Annotated in this window: 19 protein-coding genes and 1 pseudogene; 16 read left to right on the top strand and 4 right to left on the bottom strand. The window is 70.9% G+C overall.

The genetic code is table 11. The annotated features are described in order from the left end of the window. Nucleotides 1-7: 7 nt before the first annotated feature. Nucleotides 8-988 carry an aldo/keto reductase gene (locus ABD330_RS25430; protein ID WP_344468316.1) on the bottom strand — a complete coding sequence of 327 codons (981 nt, stop codon included), beginning with the start codon at nt 986-988 and terminating at the stop codon, nt 8-10. 269 nt (nt 989-1257) lie between these two features. Here ABD330_RS25430 and ABD330_RS25425 point away from each other — a divergent pair, with 269 nt between their 5' ends. The 11 genes and pseudogenes from ABD330_RS25425 to ABD330_RS25375 all read left to right on the top strand — a co-directional run. Further along, complete coding sequence (locus tag ABD330_RS25425) at nt 1258-2304, top strand: LLM class F420-dependent oxidoreductase (protein WP_344468315.1); 1047 nt, start codon at nt 1258-1260, stop codon at nt 2302-2304. A gap of 446 nt (nt 2305-2750) precedes the next feature. Beyond that, on the top strand, nt 2751-2942 hold the full coding sequence (locus tag ABD330_RS25420; protein WP_344468314.1) for a hypothetical protein: 192 nt from the start codon (nt 2751-2753) through the stop codon (nt 2940-2942). Next, nucleotides 2926-3453 carry a DUF6879 family protein gene (locus ABD330_RS25415; RefSeq protein ID WP_344468313.1) on the top strand — a complete coding sequence of 176 codons (528 nt, stop codon included), beginning with the start codon at nt 2926-2928 and terminating at the stop codon, nt 3451-3453. Before ABD330_RS25420 ends, ABD330_RS25415 begins: the two co-directional genes overlap by 17 nt. After that, a complete protein-coding gene (locus ABD330_RS25410; RefSeq protein WP_344468312.1) occupies nt 3450-4280 on the top strand; it encodes a helix-turn-helix domain-containing protein in 831 nt (276 codons plus the stop codon). Before ABD330_RS25415 ends, ABD330_RS25410 begins: the two co-directional genes overlap by 4 nt. 64 nt (nt 4281-4344) lie before the next feature. Continuing rightward, nucleotides 4345-4764 carry a hypothetical protein gene (locus ABD330_RS25405; RefSeq protein WP_344468311.1) on the top strand — a complete coding sequence of 140 codons (420 nt, stop codon included), beginning with the start codon at nt 4345-4347 and terminating at the stop codon, nt 4762-4764. 118 nt (nt 4765-4882) lie between these two features. Then, nucleotides 4883-5335, top strand: coding sequence for an NUDIX domain-containing protein (locus ABD330_RS25400; RefSeq protein WP_344468310.1), 453 nt, complete (start codon nt 4883-4885; stop codon nt 5333-5335). Continuing rightward, nucleotides 5326-6342, top strand: coding sequence for a hypothetical protein (locus tag ABD330_RS25395; protein WP_344468309.1), 1017 nt, complete (start codon nt 5326-5328; stop codon nt 6340-6342). The genes ABD330_RS25400 and ABD330_RS25395 overlap by 10 nt, the downstream gene beginning before the upstream one ends. A gap of 162 nt (nt 6343-6504) precedes the next feature. Continuing rightward, the gene (locus ABD330_RS25390) at nt 6505-6945 is read left to right on the top strand and encodes a hypothetical protein (protein WP_344468308.1); all 441 of its coding nucleotides are present in this window, start codon (nt 6505-6507) and stop codon (nt 6943-6945) included. A 432-nt stretch (nt 6946-7377) separates the two neighbouring features. Then, nucleotides 7378-7599 (top strand): hypothetical protein, encoded by a 222-nt coding sequence (locus ABD330_RS25385; RefSeq protein WP_344468307.1) that lies wholly within the window; start codon nt 7378-7380, stop codon nt 7597-7599. Beyond that, entirely contained in the window at nt 7583-8104 is a 522-nt protein-coding gene (locus ABD330_RS25380) for a DUF6879 family protein (RefSeq protein WP_344468306.1), read from the top strand. The genes ABD330_RS25385 and ABD330_RS25380 overlap by 17 nt, the downstream gene beginning before the upstream one ends. A gap of 34 nt (nt 8105-8138) precedes the next feature. Then, nucleotides 8139-8243, top strand: a pseudogene (locus ABD330_RS25375) (NUDIX hydrolase); the annotation flags it as partial. 269 nt (nt 8244-8512) lie between these two features. Here ABD330_RS25375 and ABD330_RS25370 read toward each other — a convergent pair. Continuing rightward, nucleotides 8513-10459, bottom strand: a complete 1947-nt coding sequence (locus ABD330_RS25370) for a WD40 repeat domain-containing protein (RefSeq protein WP_344468305.1) — start codon at nt 10457-10459, stop codon at nt 8513-8515. A gap of 264 nt (nt 10460-10723) precedes the next feature. On the opposite strand from ABD330_RS25370, the gene ABD330_RS25365 reads away from it, so the two are divergent. From ABD330_RS25365 to mshC, 4 genes are all read left to right on the top strand, one after another. Continuing rightward, the gene (locus ABD330_RS25365; protein ID WP_344468304.1) at nt 10724-11419 is read left to right on the top strand and encodes a histidine phosphatase family protein; all 696 of its coding nucleotides are present in this window, start codon (nt 10724-10726) and stop codon (nt 11417-11419) included. A gap of 166 nt (nt 11420-11585) precedes the next feature. Then, entirely contained in the window at nt 11586-12173 is a 588-nt protein-coding gene (locus ABD330_RS25360) for a DUF3090 domain-containing protein (protein WP_344468303.1), read from the top strand. Beyond that, a complete protein-coding gene (locus ABD330_RS25355; RefSeq protein ID WP_425555634.1) occupies nt 12143-13015 on the top strand; it encodes an SCO1664 family protein in 873 nt (290 codons plus the stop codon). Before ABD330_RS25360 ends, ABD330_RS25355 begins: the two co-directional genes overlap by 31 nt. A gap of 223 nt (nt 13016-13238) precedes the next feature. Further along, nucleotides 13239-14468, top strand: a complete 1230-nt coding sequence (mshC, locus tag ABD330_RS25350) for a cysteine--1-D-myo-inosityl 2-amino-2-deoxy-alpha-D-glucopyranoside ligase (protein WP_344468302.1) — start codon at nt 13239-13241, stop codon at nt 14466-14468. Between the two features lie 84 nt (nt 14469-14552). Here the strand turns inward: mshC and ABD330_RS25345 are convergent, their stop codons facing one another. After that, nucleotides 14553-15524, bottom strand: coding sequence for a PAC2 family protein (locus tag ABD330_RS25345; RefSeq protein ID WP_344468301.1), 972 nt, complete (start codon nt 15522-15524; stop codon nt 14553-14555). Nucleotides 15525-15709: 185 nt separating this feature from the next. Then, a complete protein-coding gene (locus ABD330_RS25340; RefSeq protein ID WP_344468300.1) occupies nt 15710-16510 on the bottom strand; it encodes an SGNH/GDSL hydrolase family protein in 801 nt (266 codons plus the stop codon). 441 nt (nt 16511-16951) lie between these two features. Here ABD330_RS25340 and ABD330_RS25335 point away from each other — a divergent pair. Further along, the coding region (locus ABD330_RS25335; protein ID WP_344468299.1) for a homocysteine S-methyltransferase family protein at nt 16952-17777 on the top strand (826 nt) is incomplete at its 3' end.

Raw genomic sequence — 17777 nt, 5'->3', positions numbered from 1 at the left:
CACAGCGTCACAGCTCTGTCCAGCCCTGGTCGGGATAGCGGTGCACCGGCGCCGAAACGTCGTCCAGCGCACCGCGGATCTCCTCCGGAAGCGTAAGCGCCTCCACCGACAGCGCCGACTGCAGCTGGGCGGCCGTCCGCGCGCCGACCAGCGCACTCGCCACCCCGGGCCGGTCGCGGAGCCAGGCCAGCGCGACCGCGAGCGGGCTGCTGGCCAGTCCGTCGGCGGCGGTGGCGAGGGCGTCGACGATGTGCCGGGAGCGTTCGCCGAAGTACGGCTGGACGAAGCCGGCCAGGTACGGCGACGCGCCGCGCGACTCGGGCGGGACGCCGTGCCGGTACTTGCCGGTCAGCACGCCCCGGCCGAGCGGGGAGCAGGCGAGCACGCCGATCCCGGCGTCCAGGGCGGCCGGCAGCACCTCCCGCTCGATCCCGCGCTGGAGCAGCGAGTACTCCATCTGGGTGCTGGCCAGCGGCACCCGGGAGGCGTCCGCGCGCTGCCAGGTGGCGGCCTTGGCGAGCTGCCAGCCGCTGTGGTTGGAGACCCCGACGTACCGGGCGCGGCCGGAGGCCACCGCCAGGTCGAGGGCGTGCATGGTCTCCTCGGTCGGGGTGTCGGGGTCGAAGGCGTGCACCTGCCACAGGTCGACGTAGTCGGTGCCGAGCCGCCGCAGCGAGGCGTCCAGTGCGGCCAGCAGCCGGCCGCGCGAGGCGTCGAAGCGCCGGTCCTCGTCGGCGACGCTGCCGGCCTTGGTGGCGATCACCAGCTCGGAGCGCGGGACCAGGCCGTCCGTCAGGCGGGAGAGCAGGTACTCGGCGCCGCCGTCCGCGTAGACGTCGGCGGTGTCGACCAGGGTGCCGCCCGCGTCCACGAAGGACTTGAGCTGCTCGGCCGCCTCCTGCTCGTCGGTGGCACTGCCCCAGGTCATGGTGCCCAGGCCGATCCGGGAGACCCGCAGTCCGGTCCGGCCGAGTTGACGCTTTTCCACCGGGGCAGCCCCTCCGTCAGCTGATTGACCCGCAGGTGCTGCCATACCCCTGACGAACCCGCAGGTGGGGCGAGCCGCCCCCCACGTCGGCAGAGCGTAGCGGGCCTCGCCCGGGGCCCGCGGCAGACCCGCAGGGCGCGGGGGCGCGAGGCGTGACACGGGACACACTTACCGGCCAGTAGCATGACCGGCGACGGCCCGGTTACGCTCGGCGGACCCACGGTCGGCACCTCACAGCGGCGCACCTTCCCGGAAGGCTTGGCATCCACATGCGACTCGGCATCAACCTCGGTTACTGGGGACTCGGCATGGACGCCGACAACATCGCGGTCGCCCAGGAGGCGGACCGGCTCGGCTACTCGGTCTGCTGGGCCGCCGAGGCGTACGGCTCGGACGCCGCCACCGTGCTCTCCTACGTCGCCGCCAAGACCGAGCGGATCGACGTCGGCTCGGCGATCTTCCAGATCCCGGCCCGCACCCCCGCGATGACGGCGATGACCGCCGCCACTCTGGACACCCTCTCCGGCGGCCGCTTCCGGCTCGGCCTCGGCGTCTCGGGCCCGCAGGTCTCCGAGGGGTGGTACGGCGTCAAGTTCGACAAGCCGCTGGCCCGCACCCGCGAGTACGTCGAGATCATCCGCAAGGCGATGTCCCGCGAGCGCCTGGTCCACGAGGGCGACAACTGGACGCTCCCGCTGCCCGGCGGCCCGGGCAAGCCGCTCAAGCTGACCGTCCACCCGGTCCGCGAGCACATCCCGCTCTACATCGCCGCGATCGGCCCGAAGAACCTGGAGCAGACCGGCGAGATCGCCGACGGCTGGCTCGGCATCTTCTTCGCCCCCGAGCACGCCGCCCTCTCCGTCGACCCGCTGATCGCCGGCCGGGCCAAGGCCGGTCTGACGCTGGACGGCTTCGACCTCTGCCCGACCGTCACCATCTCGGTCGGCGAGGACGTCAAGGCCGCCGCCGACAGCCAGCGCTCGTACGCGGCGCTCTACATCGGCGGCATGGGCAGCAAGGACAAGAACTTCTACAACCAGCTCACCCGCCGGATGGGCTTCGAGCAGGCCGCCGACGAGATCCAGGAGCGCTACCTCGCCAAGGACTACGAGGGAGCCGCCGCCGCCGTCCCGCACGAGCTGATCGACTCGACCTCGCTGCTCGGCACCAAGGAGCGGATCGCCGACCGCATGCACGCGTACGCCGACGCGGGCGTCACCACCCTGACGCTGGCCCCCGCCGGCTTCACCCTGGACGAGCGGATCAACGCGCTGCGCACGGGCGTCGAGGCGCTGGAGCACGCGGGCCTGGCCTGACCTCCGGGCTCCCCGGGGCCGGGTGCACCCGCAAGGCGGCGCGAGCCGCCCCCGGCCCCGGGGAGCGGACTTCTCGGTACGACCGGTACCGATGACGCGCCCGTGTCCCCGTACGGCGGCTGCGGGCGCCGTCTGCTCACCGCTCCGAGTAGTCGTCCGAAGCCGGCCGCCGAGTTTCCGGCAGCCTGGCGGGAGGCCATGGACCTGCCCCTGGAGAGCTGTCACGCCGTCCGGCCGGCCGGGGGAGCATGACGCTTCACCCCGCCGACGTCGCCACTGACGGCCCAACTGATCATGTGTTGGTCGTATGACCAGTGTGGGTGGTGGGTTGTTCGGGCGTCGACCGGACCCCAGTTTCCAGTAGAGGAAACCCGGGACTCTTGCGCGCTGCCTGGCCCCATCGGGAGGATCGGACCAGACACTGCAACCGGCTAGAGGGGGCACCAGTGCGGCTGACACGGCTTGTGGGTTCTTGTGACGAGGGCGAATGCCCGACCCTGTACCTGACCGACCGGGGGACGCTCGCGGTGCAGGGTGAGCAAGTGACGGGGCACGGTCTCCAGATTCCGGCTCACGAATCCCTGGTCGAGATCCCGATCGAACTCATTCGAAAGGCCGTTCGTGACAACCTCGTCTAGGACCCTCGGGGACTGGTTCTCGGAGTTCAATCGGGAGGCGTTTCGCCTTGAAACGCTGGACGACTACAGTCGATCCGGTGGGGTCGAGGCGTACCACGCATTTCTTGCCGGCGAGGAGCAGCCGGAGGGTTACAAGAATGCCGGGTGGGTCAAGACCGTCGCTGGCGCCACTCGGGCCGGTAAGCGCATGTACCGGGTCCACGTCGTCTCTCGGCCTCTGACTGATTATCTTCGCTTTGAACTCGGATGGGGATATCAGCGGAACGCGGAGGCTGGTGAGGAGTTTTTTATCCTCGATGCGACCAGTCGTGAGAATCCGATTCCTGAGGCGCCGGATTTCTGGCTCTTCGACGACGCGACCGTAGCTGCCATGAAGTATGACGAAGGTGGCAAGTATCTCGGCACGGAATTTCTGGAAGGCGACCGGCTGGCCCAGTTTCAGGCTTACCGTGATACCGCCATGGCGCATGCTGTGCCGTTCGCGGAATGGTGGGCTCAGTACGGCGCGTGAACAGGACAAGCCTCGGTACGGCGCTGCGGGAACTCCGGCAGGCTTCCGGTCGGGAAGCCAAGGCCGTGGCCCGCAGCGCCGTCATGTCTGCAAGCAAGCTCAGCAAGATCGAGACCGGCAAGGTGTCACCCACGGTTGTGGATGTAGAGCGCATCCTGACAGCCATAGGCGTATCCGCTGAGGTCAAGGCCGAGTACATGGCCGTTGCACGGGCGGAGGCCACCGAGGCCACGGCATGGCGCCTGATCCGGCGCCTGGGCCACCATCGGAAGCAACAGCAGATCAGAGCCTTGGACGAGACCACGAGACGAATTCGTCTTTTCCAGCCGTCACTTGTCCCTGGCCTTTTGCAGACGCCCGAATATGCACGAGCTGTGTTCGGGCGGAAAGGTCTCACGGAAGAGCAGCTGTCCCGGGCGGTGGCGGCGCGAATCGACAGGCAGCAGGCCCTCTACGACACCACGAAGGCGCTGCAATTCGTCATCACCGAACCTGTTCTCCGATGGCGCCTCGTGCCGGCCGCGATGATGGCTGGGCAGTTGGACCGGATCATCTCTGCCTCTCGTCTTTCGCATGTCGATATTCGGGTGGTCCCCTTGAGTGTGCCTCAGTGCGATGTGCCGGCACATTCGTTTGTCATCCGAGATGAGCGCATGGTGGCGATCGAGACAGTTCACGCCGAAGTGACAATCACCGACCCGCGAGATGTCGAACTGTACATCGGAAAGATCGATGGATTCGCGGAGATGGCGCTGATTGGCAATGCCATGAGGCGGATGCTGGAAGGAATTCGGGATGACTTCTTGACGGAACTGGAAATCGGCTAGCTCCGAGCTCGGCAGGCCCCTACGTTGGCTTCTCACCACAATGCCGAGCAAAGGGGAGCCAGGTATGTCCGTAGCAGTGGAAAGCCAATCCGGTCCGGCTGAGCCGCGCGCCGTGATGCGTTACGAGGTGGTGGCTGCGGCGGGGTCCCATGCCCTGCGGGATGTGGTCCTCGGCGAGTTCTGCACGCTGCCGGACGACTCCGGCCAACCGGTGCTGTTGGCGTTCCCGGATGCCTACCACGCGCGTCTGTGGCTCATGACGGCCGACACCCGCAAGCAGTACGCGGTGAGTGCCACGAGGGTCCGGGCGAAAGGGCGCAAGGGGCCGACCGAGGAGCACTCGGATTGGCTGCTGTTCGATCTCTATGCCCCGGTGCCCCGTGGGTCGGCGGACGGCCCCGAAGCGCCGGATCTCGTGGCCGCTGAGCGGGCCCGTCAGGCGACGCTGAACGCGGAGCGCGGCCGTAACCGACACCACCACTGAGGATACTGAGAGTGATCAGGTGATCACGGATTTGGTGCTGCTGGCCGGTGGTGCGGGATCGTGGGCCGATCGCGCGAGCGGCGCGCGGGAGTGGCCCGACCAATGAAGGGGCGAACCCATGAAGAAGATCGTTGCCAAGCTCTGGCGGATCATCAGGGGTCCGATGCAGTGGCGCGTTCTGTGGCTGTGGCACTCGAAGTTCATGGTCGGCGTGACGGGCGTCGTCCGCGACCAGGACGGCCGGGTGCTGCTGCTCAAGCACCGCCTGTGGCCGGAGGGGCGGCAGTGGGGTCTGCCGACCGGCTACGCGAATGCGAAGGAGACCTTCGAGGACACCATCGTCCGCGAGGTCCAGGAGGAGACCGGGCTCACCGTGAAGGTGTGCGAGCTGGCGCACCTGAAGAGCGGTTACAAGCTGCGCGTCGAAGTCGCCTACGAGGCGCTGTACGTCAGTGGACGGATCAAGGTCGCTTCGTTCGAGATCTTGGAGGCTCGATGGTTCTCACCGGACAATCTCCCCGAGGGAGTTCAGGGCTCGCATCGGCAGTTGATCAGCCGTCAGTGCTTCTGAACCTCGGTCGCTCGCTCACCCCCTCGTGCCTGGGGCCGAACGAGCACCTGGCCGACGGCGTGGCCGAGCGCGCTGAGTTGGCCCAGCGACTGGCGGCACAGCGGGCAACGGCTGCGCTGAACCAGGCTCACCCGCACATCACGTTCTCGCTGCTGCACTGGGTGCTCGACACGTGGGCCGATGACGCCGCGCGGGAGGTCTTCCGGCAGGGCGCTGCCCTGCTGGCGGACCGGTACCGTCAGCTCGGCCTGGGACAACTGCTGCCCATCGACCGGGTGTGGGTGGGTGTCCGCTCGACCCAACGCGATGCTTTCGGAGGCTTCCACCACCCAGACCAGGGATACCGGCACCTTCAGCTCGCCTCCGTCATCACCCGGTACGGCAGGCTGAGTGACGCCCGGCTGTCCTCTCCGGAGTTGGTGGCGCTCGACCTGCTGCGGTCCTACGCCCATGACTGCCTGCACTTCGGCTCGTTCCGCGAGTACCGGCTCCAGGGCGGGCAGGTGGTCCGCAGCCGCTACGGGATCAACCGGCGCGACGGCAACGGTCGGACCTACTCGGCCCCGGACCAGGCGGATGCGGGGACGACTCGGAACCTCGGCATCGTGATGGAGGGAGCGACGGACCGGGAGGCCCGGACGCTCGCTCACACGGTGGCTGCGCGGCTCGGTCTTGCAGACCGCGTCGAACCGGCTGACCGGCTTGCCTTCCGCGACACCACGGGGCAACTGGAAGCTGCTGACTTCGACCACGTTGCACCCGGTGTCGCCTCCCGCTTCAACCTGGCCATGGCCAGCTATGAACGTGGCGTCGGCGCTCGGTACCGGATGTTCCTCACCGAGACCGGGGGAACCGCAGCGGACACACTCCACGGGCTGATCATCGCGGCCATGGTCGGCGGAGACCTGAGCGCACTGACGGCGTGGCTCGACCAGCGCCACGGCCCACGAACGTTCCCGCGCATCTTCCGCTCACCCGCTTACACCGGACCAGACCCCGGCGAGTAGCGCCTCTTGACCGCCCCGTCCGCGCACGTCCCGCCGAGGCGCACGGGCGGGGCATCGCCGCATGGCTGCATCGTTGAGCCGCTGTGGGTGATGGTTCGCTGACGCTCCGTTATGGGAGGATGTGGGCGCGCTGGCAGCGAGCCGGCGAGCGAGGAGACAGCGATGCCCGAGACCACACCCAACTCAAAGGGCCCCGCCAAGGTGCAGATGTCACCCGAGCAGATGGCAAGCCTCGGGCTGACTCCTACCTCCGGGGTAGCGGCGCCCAAGGAACCCGCGCTGATTCCGGCCGACCAGGTCAAGCCCGAGGACGCCGCGACCTTGTCGATCGAGTACCGGGACGGTCGGCCCGTGGTCGTCGTGAGCGATGGGAAGTACGTCCCGTCCGAGCTTCCCGTGGTGAACAGTTCTGGCGCGGTATACGCGGCTCGATTCGCCTGGGTGAACGGCCATGCGGTCCTCCACACGCCCGACCCGAGTCCCGCCCCGTCCGACCCGGCGCCCACCCCGCCCCAAGAATGGGTCGCGCTAGGCGACAGTTACACGGCGGGTGCGTTCCTCGCCGTCGATAGGTACGAAGCAGACGACTTCACTCAGCGCTGACAGCGCCACCATCGGCCCAGGTACGGACCTCTCAGAGGGCGTGCCGGGGCGAAGTGCTACTGGGCCCCGGCCGGCTTCACCCTGGACGAGCGGATCAACGCGCTGCGCACGGGCGTCGAGGAGCTGGAGCACGCGGGCCTGGCCTGACCTCCGGGCTGCCCGGGGCCGGGTGCACCAGCAAGGTGGCACGAGCCGCCCCGGCCCTGGGGAGCGGACTTCTCGGTACGACCGGTACCGATAATGCGCCCGTGACCCCGTACGGCGGTTGCGGGCGCTGTCTGTTCGGCGTTTGTACTGGGCCGGGCGGCCCCTCGTTCATGATTCTTAGTCCAGTACGGGAATACTGCTGTCCTGTCATGGACAGACACTGATCGGCTCTCTAGCGTCATGGTCAAACGGTCTGACGGGGCCGTACTTCCAGGGGGGGTCGAGATGGACGACAGGTCGGGTCTCACGCGGCTGACCAACACGGGCAATGGTAGTGACTCGGGGGAGTGCAATCAGAACGACTGCCCCAACGTCTACCGCACCGAGCGGGGGACGTTCGTGGTTCAGGGGAACATGTCCGACGCCTTCACGCCGCCCAGTGGTGAAGGGCTCGTGGAGATCCCCGAGAGTGTGCTTCGGGAGGCAGTTCGTGTCCTTGGATGGTGAGGCTTGGCAGGCCAAGTTCCGCGAGTTCCAGACGGAAGCGTGGCGGCTTGAGACCCTTCCGGCCTACAACGTCCCGCAGGAAGCCGAGGAGCTGCGCGCGTTCCGGGCAGGGGAGCGCATCGACCCGCGCGCGCATTCCAATGAATACACGAATGACCTCAAGCGGGTGCGGGGCGAAGGAAAGGTCAAGGGGCGAGTGCACATCGTCACGCGACCGCTCTCCGAGTATCTGCGCTATGAGTTCATGTACTACCTGCCGCACGTGTGGGCCGGTGAAGACGTGCGAATCATGGATGTCACGGGCCGTCCGAATCCGCTGGCCGGCGTCACCGACTATTGGATGTTCGACAAGAAGGAGGTAGTGCTCATGAACTACCTCCCCGACGGAACGCAGACTGACCGCACTGTGTTCGAAGGTGGCATCGGCTTGTTCATCGAGTATCAGCGGGTTGCAATCGCCGAATCTGTGCCTTTCGAGGAGTACGTGAAGGGCGTTGGCATTTGATCCGCAAGAGCTCTGGCGGATCATCAGGGGGCCGATGCAGTGGCGCGTTCTGTGGCTGTGGCACTCGAAGTTCATGGTCGGCGTGACGGGCGTCGTCCGCGACCAGGACGGCCGGGTGCTGCTGCTCAAGCACCGCCTGAGCGAAGCGCAGAGCGAGGCGCGCTCGGTATGGCCGCCACCCCAAGTCGTCAAGGAAGATGGTGTGCTGACAGTACGTGATGGGGAGATCGTGGCGCGTCGGCAGTCGGCCGGCCGGCGAGGAGACGACATGCCTGGGTCGGCGTGGTAGCGCCGGATATCGTCCCGGCGGTCACCTCGGGCGGGAACTGTCCGGTGAGGACGGGCGGTTCGAGCGGGTGGGCCCGCTCCGACAGGTCGGCGCCGGGTCAGTGCCCGTTCGATGCCCGTTCAGCGTCGGGACAGCACCGCGACCTCCGTGCCGAAGCCCACCACCAGCCGGCCACCCGACGCCACACTCAGTGCGCGGACCGGCAACGGGAACACCAGGGGCGGACCGACCTGCTCGTGCTTCGCCAGGTCCCACAGCCGCACCGTCCGGTCGTGACTGCCGGTGGCGGCGAGCGTGCGGCCGTCCACCACCAGCGTCGCCCCCGCGCACACCCGGGCCTGGTGGCCGGTGAGGGGTTGGCCGACCGGCTCCCGGGTGGCCAGGTCCCACACGCGTACGGCGCCGTCGTAGCCGCCGCTCACCGCGAGGGCGCGGCCGTCCACCAGCGCCGTCGCCACCCCGAACTCGCCCAGCTCGGCCCCGTCGAGGGGATCGCCGAGCTGTCGGCCGGTGGCCACGTCCCAGACCCGTACCGTCCCGTCGCCACTGCCGGTGACGGCGACGGGACGACCGTCGAGCACGGTCGTCGTGACCGCGCGTGTCCCGGGGCCGGGTCCGAGGACGGGGTGGTCGAGCGGCTTGCCGGTGGCCACGTCCCAGACCCGTGCCGTCCCGTCGTCGCCGGTGGTGACGGCGACGGTCCGGCCGTCCAGCTCGGCCGTCGTCACCGACCGGACCCAGTCGGTGTGGCCGGCTATTGGCGCGCCGAGCGGCTGGTCGGCGGTCAGATCCCATACCCGGGTGATCCCGTCGAGATCGCTCGTCAGGGCGAGGGTGCGGCCGTCCGTGACGACGGTGGTCACCGCCAACACCGCGTCGGTGTGGAGGACGAGGGGCTCGCCGACCGGGGTGCGGGTGGCCAGGTCCCACACTCGGACCGTCCCGTCGGGATCGCCGATGACGGCGAGGGTACGGCCGTCCACCACCGCGGTCGCCAGGCAGGACACCCCGCCGACGTGGCCGTGGACGAGGTCGCCGGCCTCCTCGCGGGTGGCCAGGTCCCAGAATCGGAGCCGGTCGTCCTCGCCGCCGGTGACGGCGAGGGTGCGGCCGTCCATGACGACGGTCGCCACCGCGCACACCCGGTCGAAGTGGCGGTCGAGGGGTTCGCCGAACTGCTCGCCGCTCGCCAGGTCCCACACCCGCACCAGCTCGTCGTCGCCGCCGGTGAGGGCGAGGGTACGGCCGTCGAGCACGACGGTGGCCACTGCCCAGACCCCGGCGACGTGGCCGGTGAGGGGTGCGCCGACCGGCCGGCGGGTGGTCAGGTCCCAGCGCCGGACGGTGCCGTCCTCGCCGGTGGTGACGGCGAGCGTGCGGCCGTCCACCACTGCGACTGCGATCGCGCACACCCAGCCGTCGTGCCCGGCGAGGGGTTCGCAGACCTGTTCACGGGTGGTCAGATCCCAGATGCGGACCATTCCGTCGACGTCGCCGGTGACCGCCAGGGGCCGGCCGTCCAGCTCCAGGGTGGCCACGGCCATCACCTCGGCCACCCAGTCGACGAGGGTGAGGGGTTCGCCGTCCTGCCGCCCGGTGGTCAGGTCCCACAGGCGGAGCGAACCGTCCTCGCTGCCGGTGACGGCGAGGGTGCGGCCGTCCACCACCGCCGTCGCCACCGTGCACACCCGGCCGGTGTGTCCGGTGAGGACGTGCCTGAACCTGCCGTCGACCAGCGAGCCGGTGGCCCAGTCCACTCTCCACTGCGCCTCCTCCTCCCCGGCTGCCGGTATCGAGCTGATCCGTGCCGAGAGAACCCGGTCGCCGAAACGCGCGGCATCCATGGCCAGCAACTGCCGACGCACACCCTCGGTCGCATCGCGGTGCAGGTGCGCCGAGGCCCGGTACACCGCCGCCGCCAACCGCGCGGAGGCCCCGGACGCACGCTCCAACAGTGGCTCCACCACTGTGGGAGCCGCGCGCACCAGGAACCCGAGGTCGGCCAACCACCGGTCCACCGTGGCTGGTTCGGGGTGGTGGTCCTCGTACGGCGTGGGGTCGGACATGATCGGCACTCTAGCCTCGGCCTGCTGCCGTCGAGCAGCTCGCCCGGTGGACCGGGGTGCACCCCGGTCCACCGGGAAGGCAGGGTTCGGGGTCATGGCCGACTCGCTCTCCCCTGCCGTCCGGGACGACGGTGGCCGGGCAGGGGGTCCGCGTCCGCAGAGGGCACCACACATGTGTGGAGCCGCTCCGTCCGCTGCACCGCGCCGGTGACGGCCGTGGCGGGCTCCTGCACGGCGGCGCCGCCACGCCGTAGGCTGGGCACCATGCCGACCCTGCTCCTCGTCCGTCATGGCCGTTCCACCGCGAACACGGCCGGAATCCTCGCCGGTTGGACCCCTGGGGTCGATCTGGACGACACCGGGCGCACCCAGGCGGCCGGACTCGCCGCGCGGTTGGCGGACATCCCGCTGGTGCAGGCGGTCAGCAGCCCGTTGGAGCGCTGCCGGCAGACCCTGCAGCCGCTGCTCGACGCCCGTCCGGAGCTCGACCCGCCGGCGGTCGACGAGCGGCTCGGCGAGTGCCACTACGGGGAGTGGACCGGTCGTCCGCTCTCCGAGCTGGCGGGCGAGCCGCTCTGGCGGACCGTTCAGGACCATGCGGCGGCCGCCGCCTTCCCCGGCGGGGAGTCGCTGCGCGAGCTGAGCCACCGCACGGTCACCGCTGTCCGGGAGTGGAACGACAAGATCGCCGCCGAGCACGGGCCGGACTCGGTGTGGATCGCCTGCTCGCACGGGGACGTCATCAAGGCCGTGATCGCGGACGCCCTGGGCCTGCACCTGGACCACTTCCAGCGGATCTCGGTCGAGCCCTGCTCCGTCACCGCGATCCGCTACACCCCGCTGCGGCCCTTCGTCCTGCGGGTCGGCGACACCGGCAGCCTCGCCTCGCTCGCGCCCCGTCCCGACGCGCCCGCCGCCGGCGGCGACGCGGTGGTCGGCGGCGACACCGGTGCGAGCTGAGCCGGAGCGTGCCGTCCGGGCCGACCGGCGCCCGGTCACGCTGAGTTGAGGACGACGACGCCGAGTTGACACCCGACGGGCGAGTCGGCACCTGACGTCCCCGGCCCGCCGCGCAGGCCGTAGGGTGGCAATGAGCCCACGATCGATCAGAACCCGGAGCAAGAGCGTGCCCCGTCAGGTCCATTTCTACGACCAGCCCGAGCGGTTCGTGGTCGGCACGGTCGGCCAGCCCGGCGCGCGGGCGTTCTTCCTCCAGGCCAGTGCCCGGGGGCGGATCACCAGTGTGCTGCTGGAGAAGGCCCAGGTCGCCGCGCTGGCCGAGCGGGTCGACCAGGTGCTCGACGAGGCGCTGCGGCGCAGCGGCGGCTCGGCGGCGATCCCGGCCGTCGCACCGGCCGAACTGGCCGACAGCGCGCCGCTCGACCTGCCGCTGGAGGAGGAGTTCCGGGTCGGCACGATGGCCCTCGCCTGGGACGGCGTGGACGAGTGCCTGGTGGTCGAGGCGCAGGCCGTGACCGAGGACGGCGGCGCGGAGGAGTACGAGGAGAACGCCGAGGACGCGGCGGACGCCTTCGAGGACGACGAGAACGGCCCCGACATGCTGCGGGTGCGGCTGTCCGGGGCGATGGCCCGGGTGTTCGCCAAGCGCGCCCTGGATCTGGTCGCGGCGGGCCGCAAGCCCTGCCCGTTCTGCAACCTCCCGCTGGACCCCGAGGGCCACCTGTGCCCGCGCGCGAACGGTTACCGGCGCTGAACGCGGAGGCCGTCCCGGCGGCCGATCCGGTGGCAGGCGCCGCGCTCGCCGCCGACCCCGCGGCGGCGCTGGAGCTGCTGGGCCGGGGCGAGCTGGCCGTGCACGGCCGGGTCACCGACGCCTCCAACGCCGTCCTGTACTGCACCGCGAGCCTCGACGGCGTGACCGCGCCGTGCGTCTACAAGCCCGTCGCGGGGGAGCGCCCGCTGTGGGACTTCCCCGACGGCACCCTCGCCGGGCGCGAGGTCGCCGCGTACGAGGTGGCGGCGGCCACCGGCTGGGCACTCGTCCCGCCCACCCTGCTCCGGGATGGGCCGCACGGCCCCGGCATGGTCCAGCTCTGGGTCGAGCCCGACGCCGGGGCCCCCGAGCTGCTCGACCTCCAGGACCCGGCCGGTCCCGCGCCCGGCTGGCTGCCGATCGTCCGGGCCGACCTCGGCGAGGGCCGGACGGCCCTGCTGGTGCACCGGGACGACGACCGGCTGCGCCGGCTCGCGGTGCTCGACGCCGTACTGAACAACGCCGACCGCAAGGGCGGGCACTGGATCCCGGCCGCCGACGGCCGCCTCTACGGCATCGACCACGGCGTCACCTTCAACGTCCAGGGCAAACTCCGGACGCTGCTGTGGGGCTGGGCCGGGCAGCCCGTCCCGGCGGAGGCCCTGGAGGTGCTGGAGCGCCTCGCGGCGGAGCTGGACGGCGCCCTCGCCGAGCGGCTGGCCCCGCACCTCACGGCGGCCGAGCTGACGGCGGCCCGGGAGCGGGTCGCCGTGCTGCGCCGGACCGGGCAGCACCCGGCGCCCTCGGCCGAGTGGCCGTCGATCCCCTGGCCGCCGGTCTGAGGCATCCGGTCCGAGGCGCCCGGGCCTGAGGTACCTGGTCTGAGGTCCCCGGTACCGGGGACCCCGCGCCGAGGCCGGGCCGGGCCGCCCGTTTCGGCCCGAAAGCGACCGAAATCCGGGCGCAGTGTGCCGCTGATCGGACATGACGCGATCGAAAACTGATTCCAGCCGATCTTGCGTACTGGTTAGGCTTTCAAATGATCGCAAGGTTAGAGTCTTTTTCATGCATGCCTGGCCCGCCTCCGAGGTTCCCGCCCTGCCTGGTCAGGGGCTCCCCCTTCGTATCCATGACACCGCCACCGGCGCTGTCCGGGAGGTCGTGCCGCAGGACGGCCCCGCCCGGCTCTACGTCTGCGGCATCACCCCCTACGACGCCACCCACCTGGGCCACGCCGCCACCTACACCACGTTCGACCTGGTGCAGCGGGTGTGGAAGGACGCCGGTCACGACGTCCTGTACGTCCAGAACGTGACCGATGTCGACGACCCGCTGCTGGAGCGGGCGATCGCCACCGGACAGGACTGGACGGCCCTCGCCGAGCGCGAGACCGCGCTCTTCCGCGAGGACATGACGGCCCTGCGGATGCTCCCGCCGGCCCACTACATCGGCGCGGTCGAGTCGATCCCGTGGATCGTCCCGCTGGTCAAGAAGCTGCTGGCGAGCGGCGCCGCGTACGAGCTGGACGGCGACATCTACTTCTCCGTCGACTCGGACCCGCGCTTCGGCCAGGTCTCCGGGCTGACCCGGGAGGCGATGGCGCCGGTCTTCGCCGAACGCGGCGGTGACCCGGAGCGGGCCGGCAAGAAGCACCCGCTGGACGCGCTGCTCTGGCTCGCGGCCCGGCCCGGCGAGCCCGCCTGGGACACCGAGCTCGGCCACGGCCGCCCCGGCTGGCACATCGAGTGCGTGGCGATCGCGCTGCAGTTCCTCGGGATGTCCTTCGACATCCAGGGCGGCGGCAGCGACCTCTCCTTCCCGCACCACGAGATGGGCGCCTCGCACGCCCAGGTCGCCAGCGGCGCGCACCCGTTCGCCCACGCGTACGTGCACGCCGGCATGGTCGGCCTGGACGGGCACAAGATGTCCAAGTCCCGGGGCAACCTGGTCTTCGTCTCCGCGCTGCGCCGTGACGGCGTGGACCCGGCGGCGATCCGGCTCGCGCTGCTCGCGCACCACTACCGCAGCGACTGGGAGTGGACCAAGGACGACCTGGACGGCGCGGTGGAGCGCCTGGCGCGCTGGCGTGCGGCGGTCTCCCGCCCCGACGGCCCGTCGGCCGAGGCGCTGCTCGCCGAGGTCCGGGCCGCCGTCGCCGACGACCTGGACGCCCCCGCCGCGCTCGCCGCGGTGGACCGCTGGGCGGCCCTCCAGGAGGGGACGGGCGGCAGCGACATCACCGCACCCGGCCTGGTCTCCCGTACGGTCGACGCGCTGCTCGGCGTGGCGCTGTAGCACCCCGTCGTACTCCGTGCGACAGCCCGAAGGGGCGTCAGGTCCTCCTGACGCCCCTTCGGGTCTCTCCGGGTCCGGGTGCCCCTACTCGGAGTCCTCGTCCTGTTCCTTCTCCTCGCCCGGGTCCTCGTCCGGGTCCTCCCTGGTGTCCTTGGGCTCGGACGTGCGCTCCGCCGTGGCGTGCCCGGCGACCGGCTTCTCGCCGGTCGGGCCGAGGTTGTCGCGGCGGCGGAGGTACCGTTCGAACTCCCGGGCGATCGCGTCGCCGGAGGCCTCCGGCAGCTCGGCCGTGTCCTGGGCCTCCTCCAACTGCTGGACGTACTCGGCGACCTCGCTGTCCTCGGCCGCGAGCTGGTCCACCCCGAGCTGCCAGGCGCGCGAGTCCTCGGTCAGGTCGCCCGGCGGGATCCGCAGGTCGAGCAGGTCCTCCAGCTTGTTGAGCAGCGCCAGGGTCGCCTTCGGGTTCGGCGGCTGCGCCACGTAGTGCGGCACGGCGGCCCAGAGCGTCACGGCCGGGACCCCGGCGTGCGCGCAGGCCTCCTGGAGCACGCCGACGATGCCGGTCGGCCCCTCGTACCGGCTCTCCTCCAGGTCCAGTGTCCGGGCCAGCGCGGCGTCCGAGGTGACGCCGCTGACCGGGACGGGACGGCTGTGCGGGGTGTCCCCGAGCAGCGCGCCGAGGATCACCACCAGCTCGGCGCCCAACTCGTGGGCGAAGCCGAGCAGCTCGTTGCAGTACGAGCGCCAGCGCATGCTGGGCTCGATCCCGCGGACGAGGATCAGGTCCCGGGTCTTGGGCTCCGTCACCCGGACCACCGACAGCCTGGTCGTCGGCCAGGTGATCCGGCGCACCCCGCCGTCCAGCCAGACGGTGGGGCGGTTGACCTGGAAGTCGTAGTAGTCCTCGGCGTCCAGCGCGGCGAACACCTTGCCGCCCCAGGTCTCGTCCAGGTGGCCGACCGCCGCCGAGGCGGCGTCGCCCGCGTCGTTCCACCCCTCGAACGCGCAGACCATCACCGGGTCGATCAACTCGGGAACATCCTCCAGCTCGATCACCCAGCGTCTCCCTCCGGTCGGCCGGCGGCCACCCCCGCATTGCGAGTACGGGGGCCTGCGGCCCCTCGCCGACTGCTGAACCTCTGAACGTTGTCCGCATGGAACTGGCTGTTCCATGGTCCCTACCTGCCCAGCCTACGGGCTTTGATACCCCTCCCGGAAAGGGGTTGGGCGAGCGGCCGGGCCTACTGCTCGGCAGCGGCGGCGACCACCGGCAGGTAGCCGAGGCTCTGGCCGTCGGCCGTCGGGTGGAAGGACTCCCAGAGGCTGGTCAGCACGATCCGGTTGATCCACTCCCGGCCGTCGCGGGCGCACACTCCGTGACCGCCGAACGGGCCGCGCGGATCGGCGAACCGGAAGCCCTGCTTGTCGGCCTGAGCCGCGATCAGCTCGTCCAGGCGGTCGGTCAGCGCGTCGAAACGGACGCGTCGCGGCTCGGTGCCGACCGCGCAGAGGCCCCCGGTCTCCAACAGGTGCGGATAGCCCGTCACCACCACCCGGGCGTTCGGGGCGGCGGTCCTGACGGCCCGGTAGGTCGTGTCCAGGCGGCCGGGCAGCTCCTCGCGCAGCAGGCGGTCGGACTCGTCCAGCGCGGCGTCGCACCGGGCGTCGGTGGTGAACGGCTGGAGGCAGGCACCCACCGCGTCGGCGAAGGCGAGGTCGTTTCCGCCGGCGGTGAGGGTGACCAGGGTGGTGTCGGCGCCGACCCGGGGGAGCTGGTCGGCGACCACGTCCTGCAGGGCGGCCCCGCTGCACGCGGCGGCGAGGAAGGCGGCGGGGTGGTGCTCGGCGGCCCAGAGCGCGGCGTACGAGCGGGAGCTCCGGTGGCAGTCCCCGCTCGCCTGGTCGTACGAGCCCGCGCCGACCCCGGCGGCGTAGGAGTCGCCGAGCGCGGCGTACTGCGTCGGGGGCGGGGTCGCGGCGGCCGGTGCGGCGCTCAGGGTGACGGTCAGGGCGGCGGCTGCGGCGAGGAGCTGGTGGCGCACGGGTGGGTTCTCCGATGGCTGGCCGGTGGGCCGCGCGCGATCCGCCACGGCCGTTGAGCACGCATGGTAGTCGGACGGTGACGGAAAGCAGTGGTCGGCGGCGCTCCGTACGTCCGGCCGGCTGTCGCGTCAACCCGGCGAGCCCGGCCTCCCCCTGGGACCCGCCGGCCCGGGCGTGGCCGGGCCGGACGCCGTCCCGGCGCGGGGTACGGGCCCCGGCCGACGTGGCCGACCCCACCGGTACGGGCGCCACCGGTACGAGTGCCGCGCACCGCCTCGGCTTGATCGTTCGCAGGCCGGACCGTCTCGCCCCCGTGGAGCGAAACGCCCAGGATGCGGAATGGGATCGGACGGCGGCCTTTCGTACGGATACCCTGACGACGTGCGCCCCGCATGGAGGGGCCGTATAGCCGACAGCCGTCGCACCCAGGGAGTAGCCCCATGGCCACCGCCGTCCCCTCGTCCACCCAGGCAGCAGCCGTCCAGCAGAGCCGGGCGAACGCCCTGCGTGAAGCCCTCGCGACCCGCGTCGTGGTCGCCGACGGTGCGATGGGCACCATGCTCCAGGCGCAGGATCCGTCGATGGAGGACTTCCAGCAGCTCGAAGGCTGCAACGAGATCCTGAACGTGACCCGCCCGGACATCGTGCGCTCGGTGCACGACGCGTACTTCGCGGTCGGCGTGGACTGCGTGGAGACCAACACCTTCGGGGCCAACTTCGCGGCGCTCACCGAGTACGACATCCCGGAGCGGATCTTCGAGCTCTCCGAGGCCGGTGCCCGGATCGCCCGCGAGTCCGCCGACAGCCACGCGACGCCGGACCGGCCGCGCTGGGTGCTCGGCTCGATCGGCCCGGGGACCAAGCTGCCCACGCTCGGCCACGCTGAGTACCAGGTGCTGCGGGACGGCTTCCAGGAGAACGCGGCCGGCCTGATCGCCGGTGGCGCGGACGCGCTGCTGGTGGAGACCTCGCAGGACCTGCTCCAGACCAAGGCCGCGATCCTCGGTTCCAAGCGGGCCATCGCCGCGGCCGGCCTGGACCTGCCGGTGTTCGTCCAGGTCACGGTGGAGACGACGGGCACGATGCTGCTCGGCTCGGAGATCGGTGCGGCGCTCACCGCGTTGGAGCCGCTGGGGGTGGACTTCATCGGGCTGAACTGTGCGACCGGTCCGGCGGAGATGAGCGAGCACCTGCGCTACCTGGCGAAGAACGCCCGGATCGGGCTGTCCTGCATGCCGAACGCGGGTCTGCCGGTGCTGGGCAAGG

This window comes from Kitasatospora kazusensis, assembly GCF_039529945.1.
Lineage (GTDB): Bacteria > Actinomycetota > Actinomycetes > Streptomycetales > Streptomycetaceae > Kitasatospora > Kitasatospora kazusensis.
This window is presented reverse-complemented; position numbering and strand designations above follow the sequence as displayed.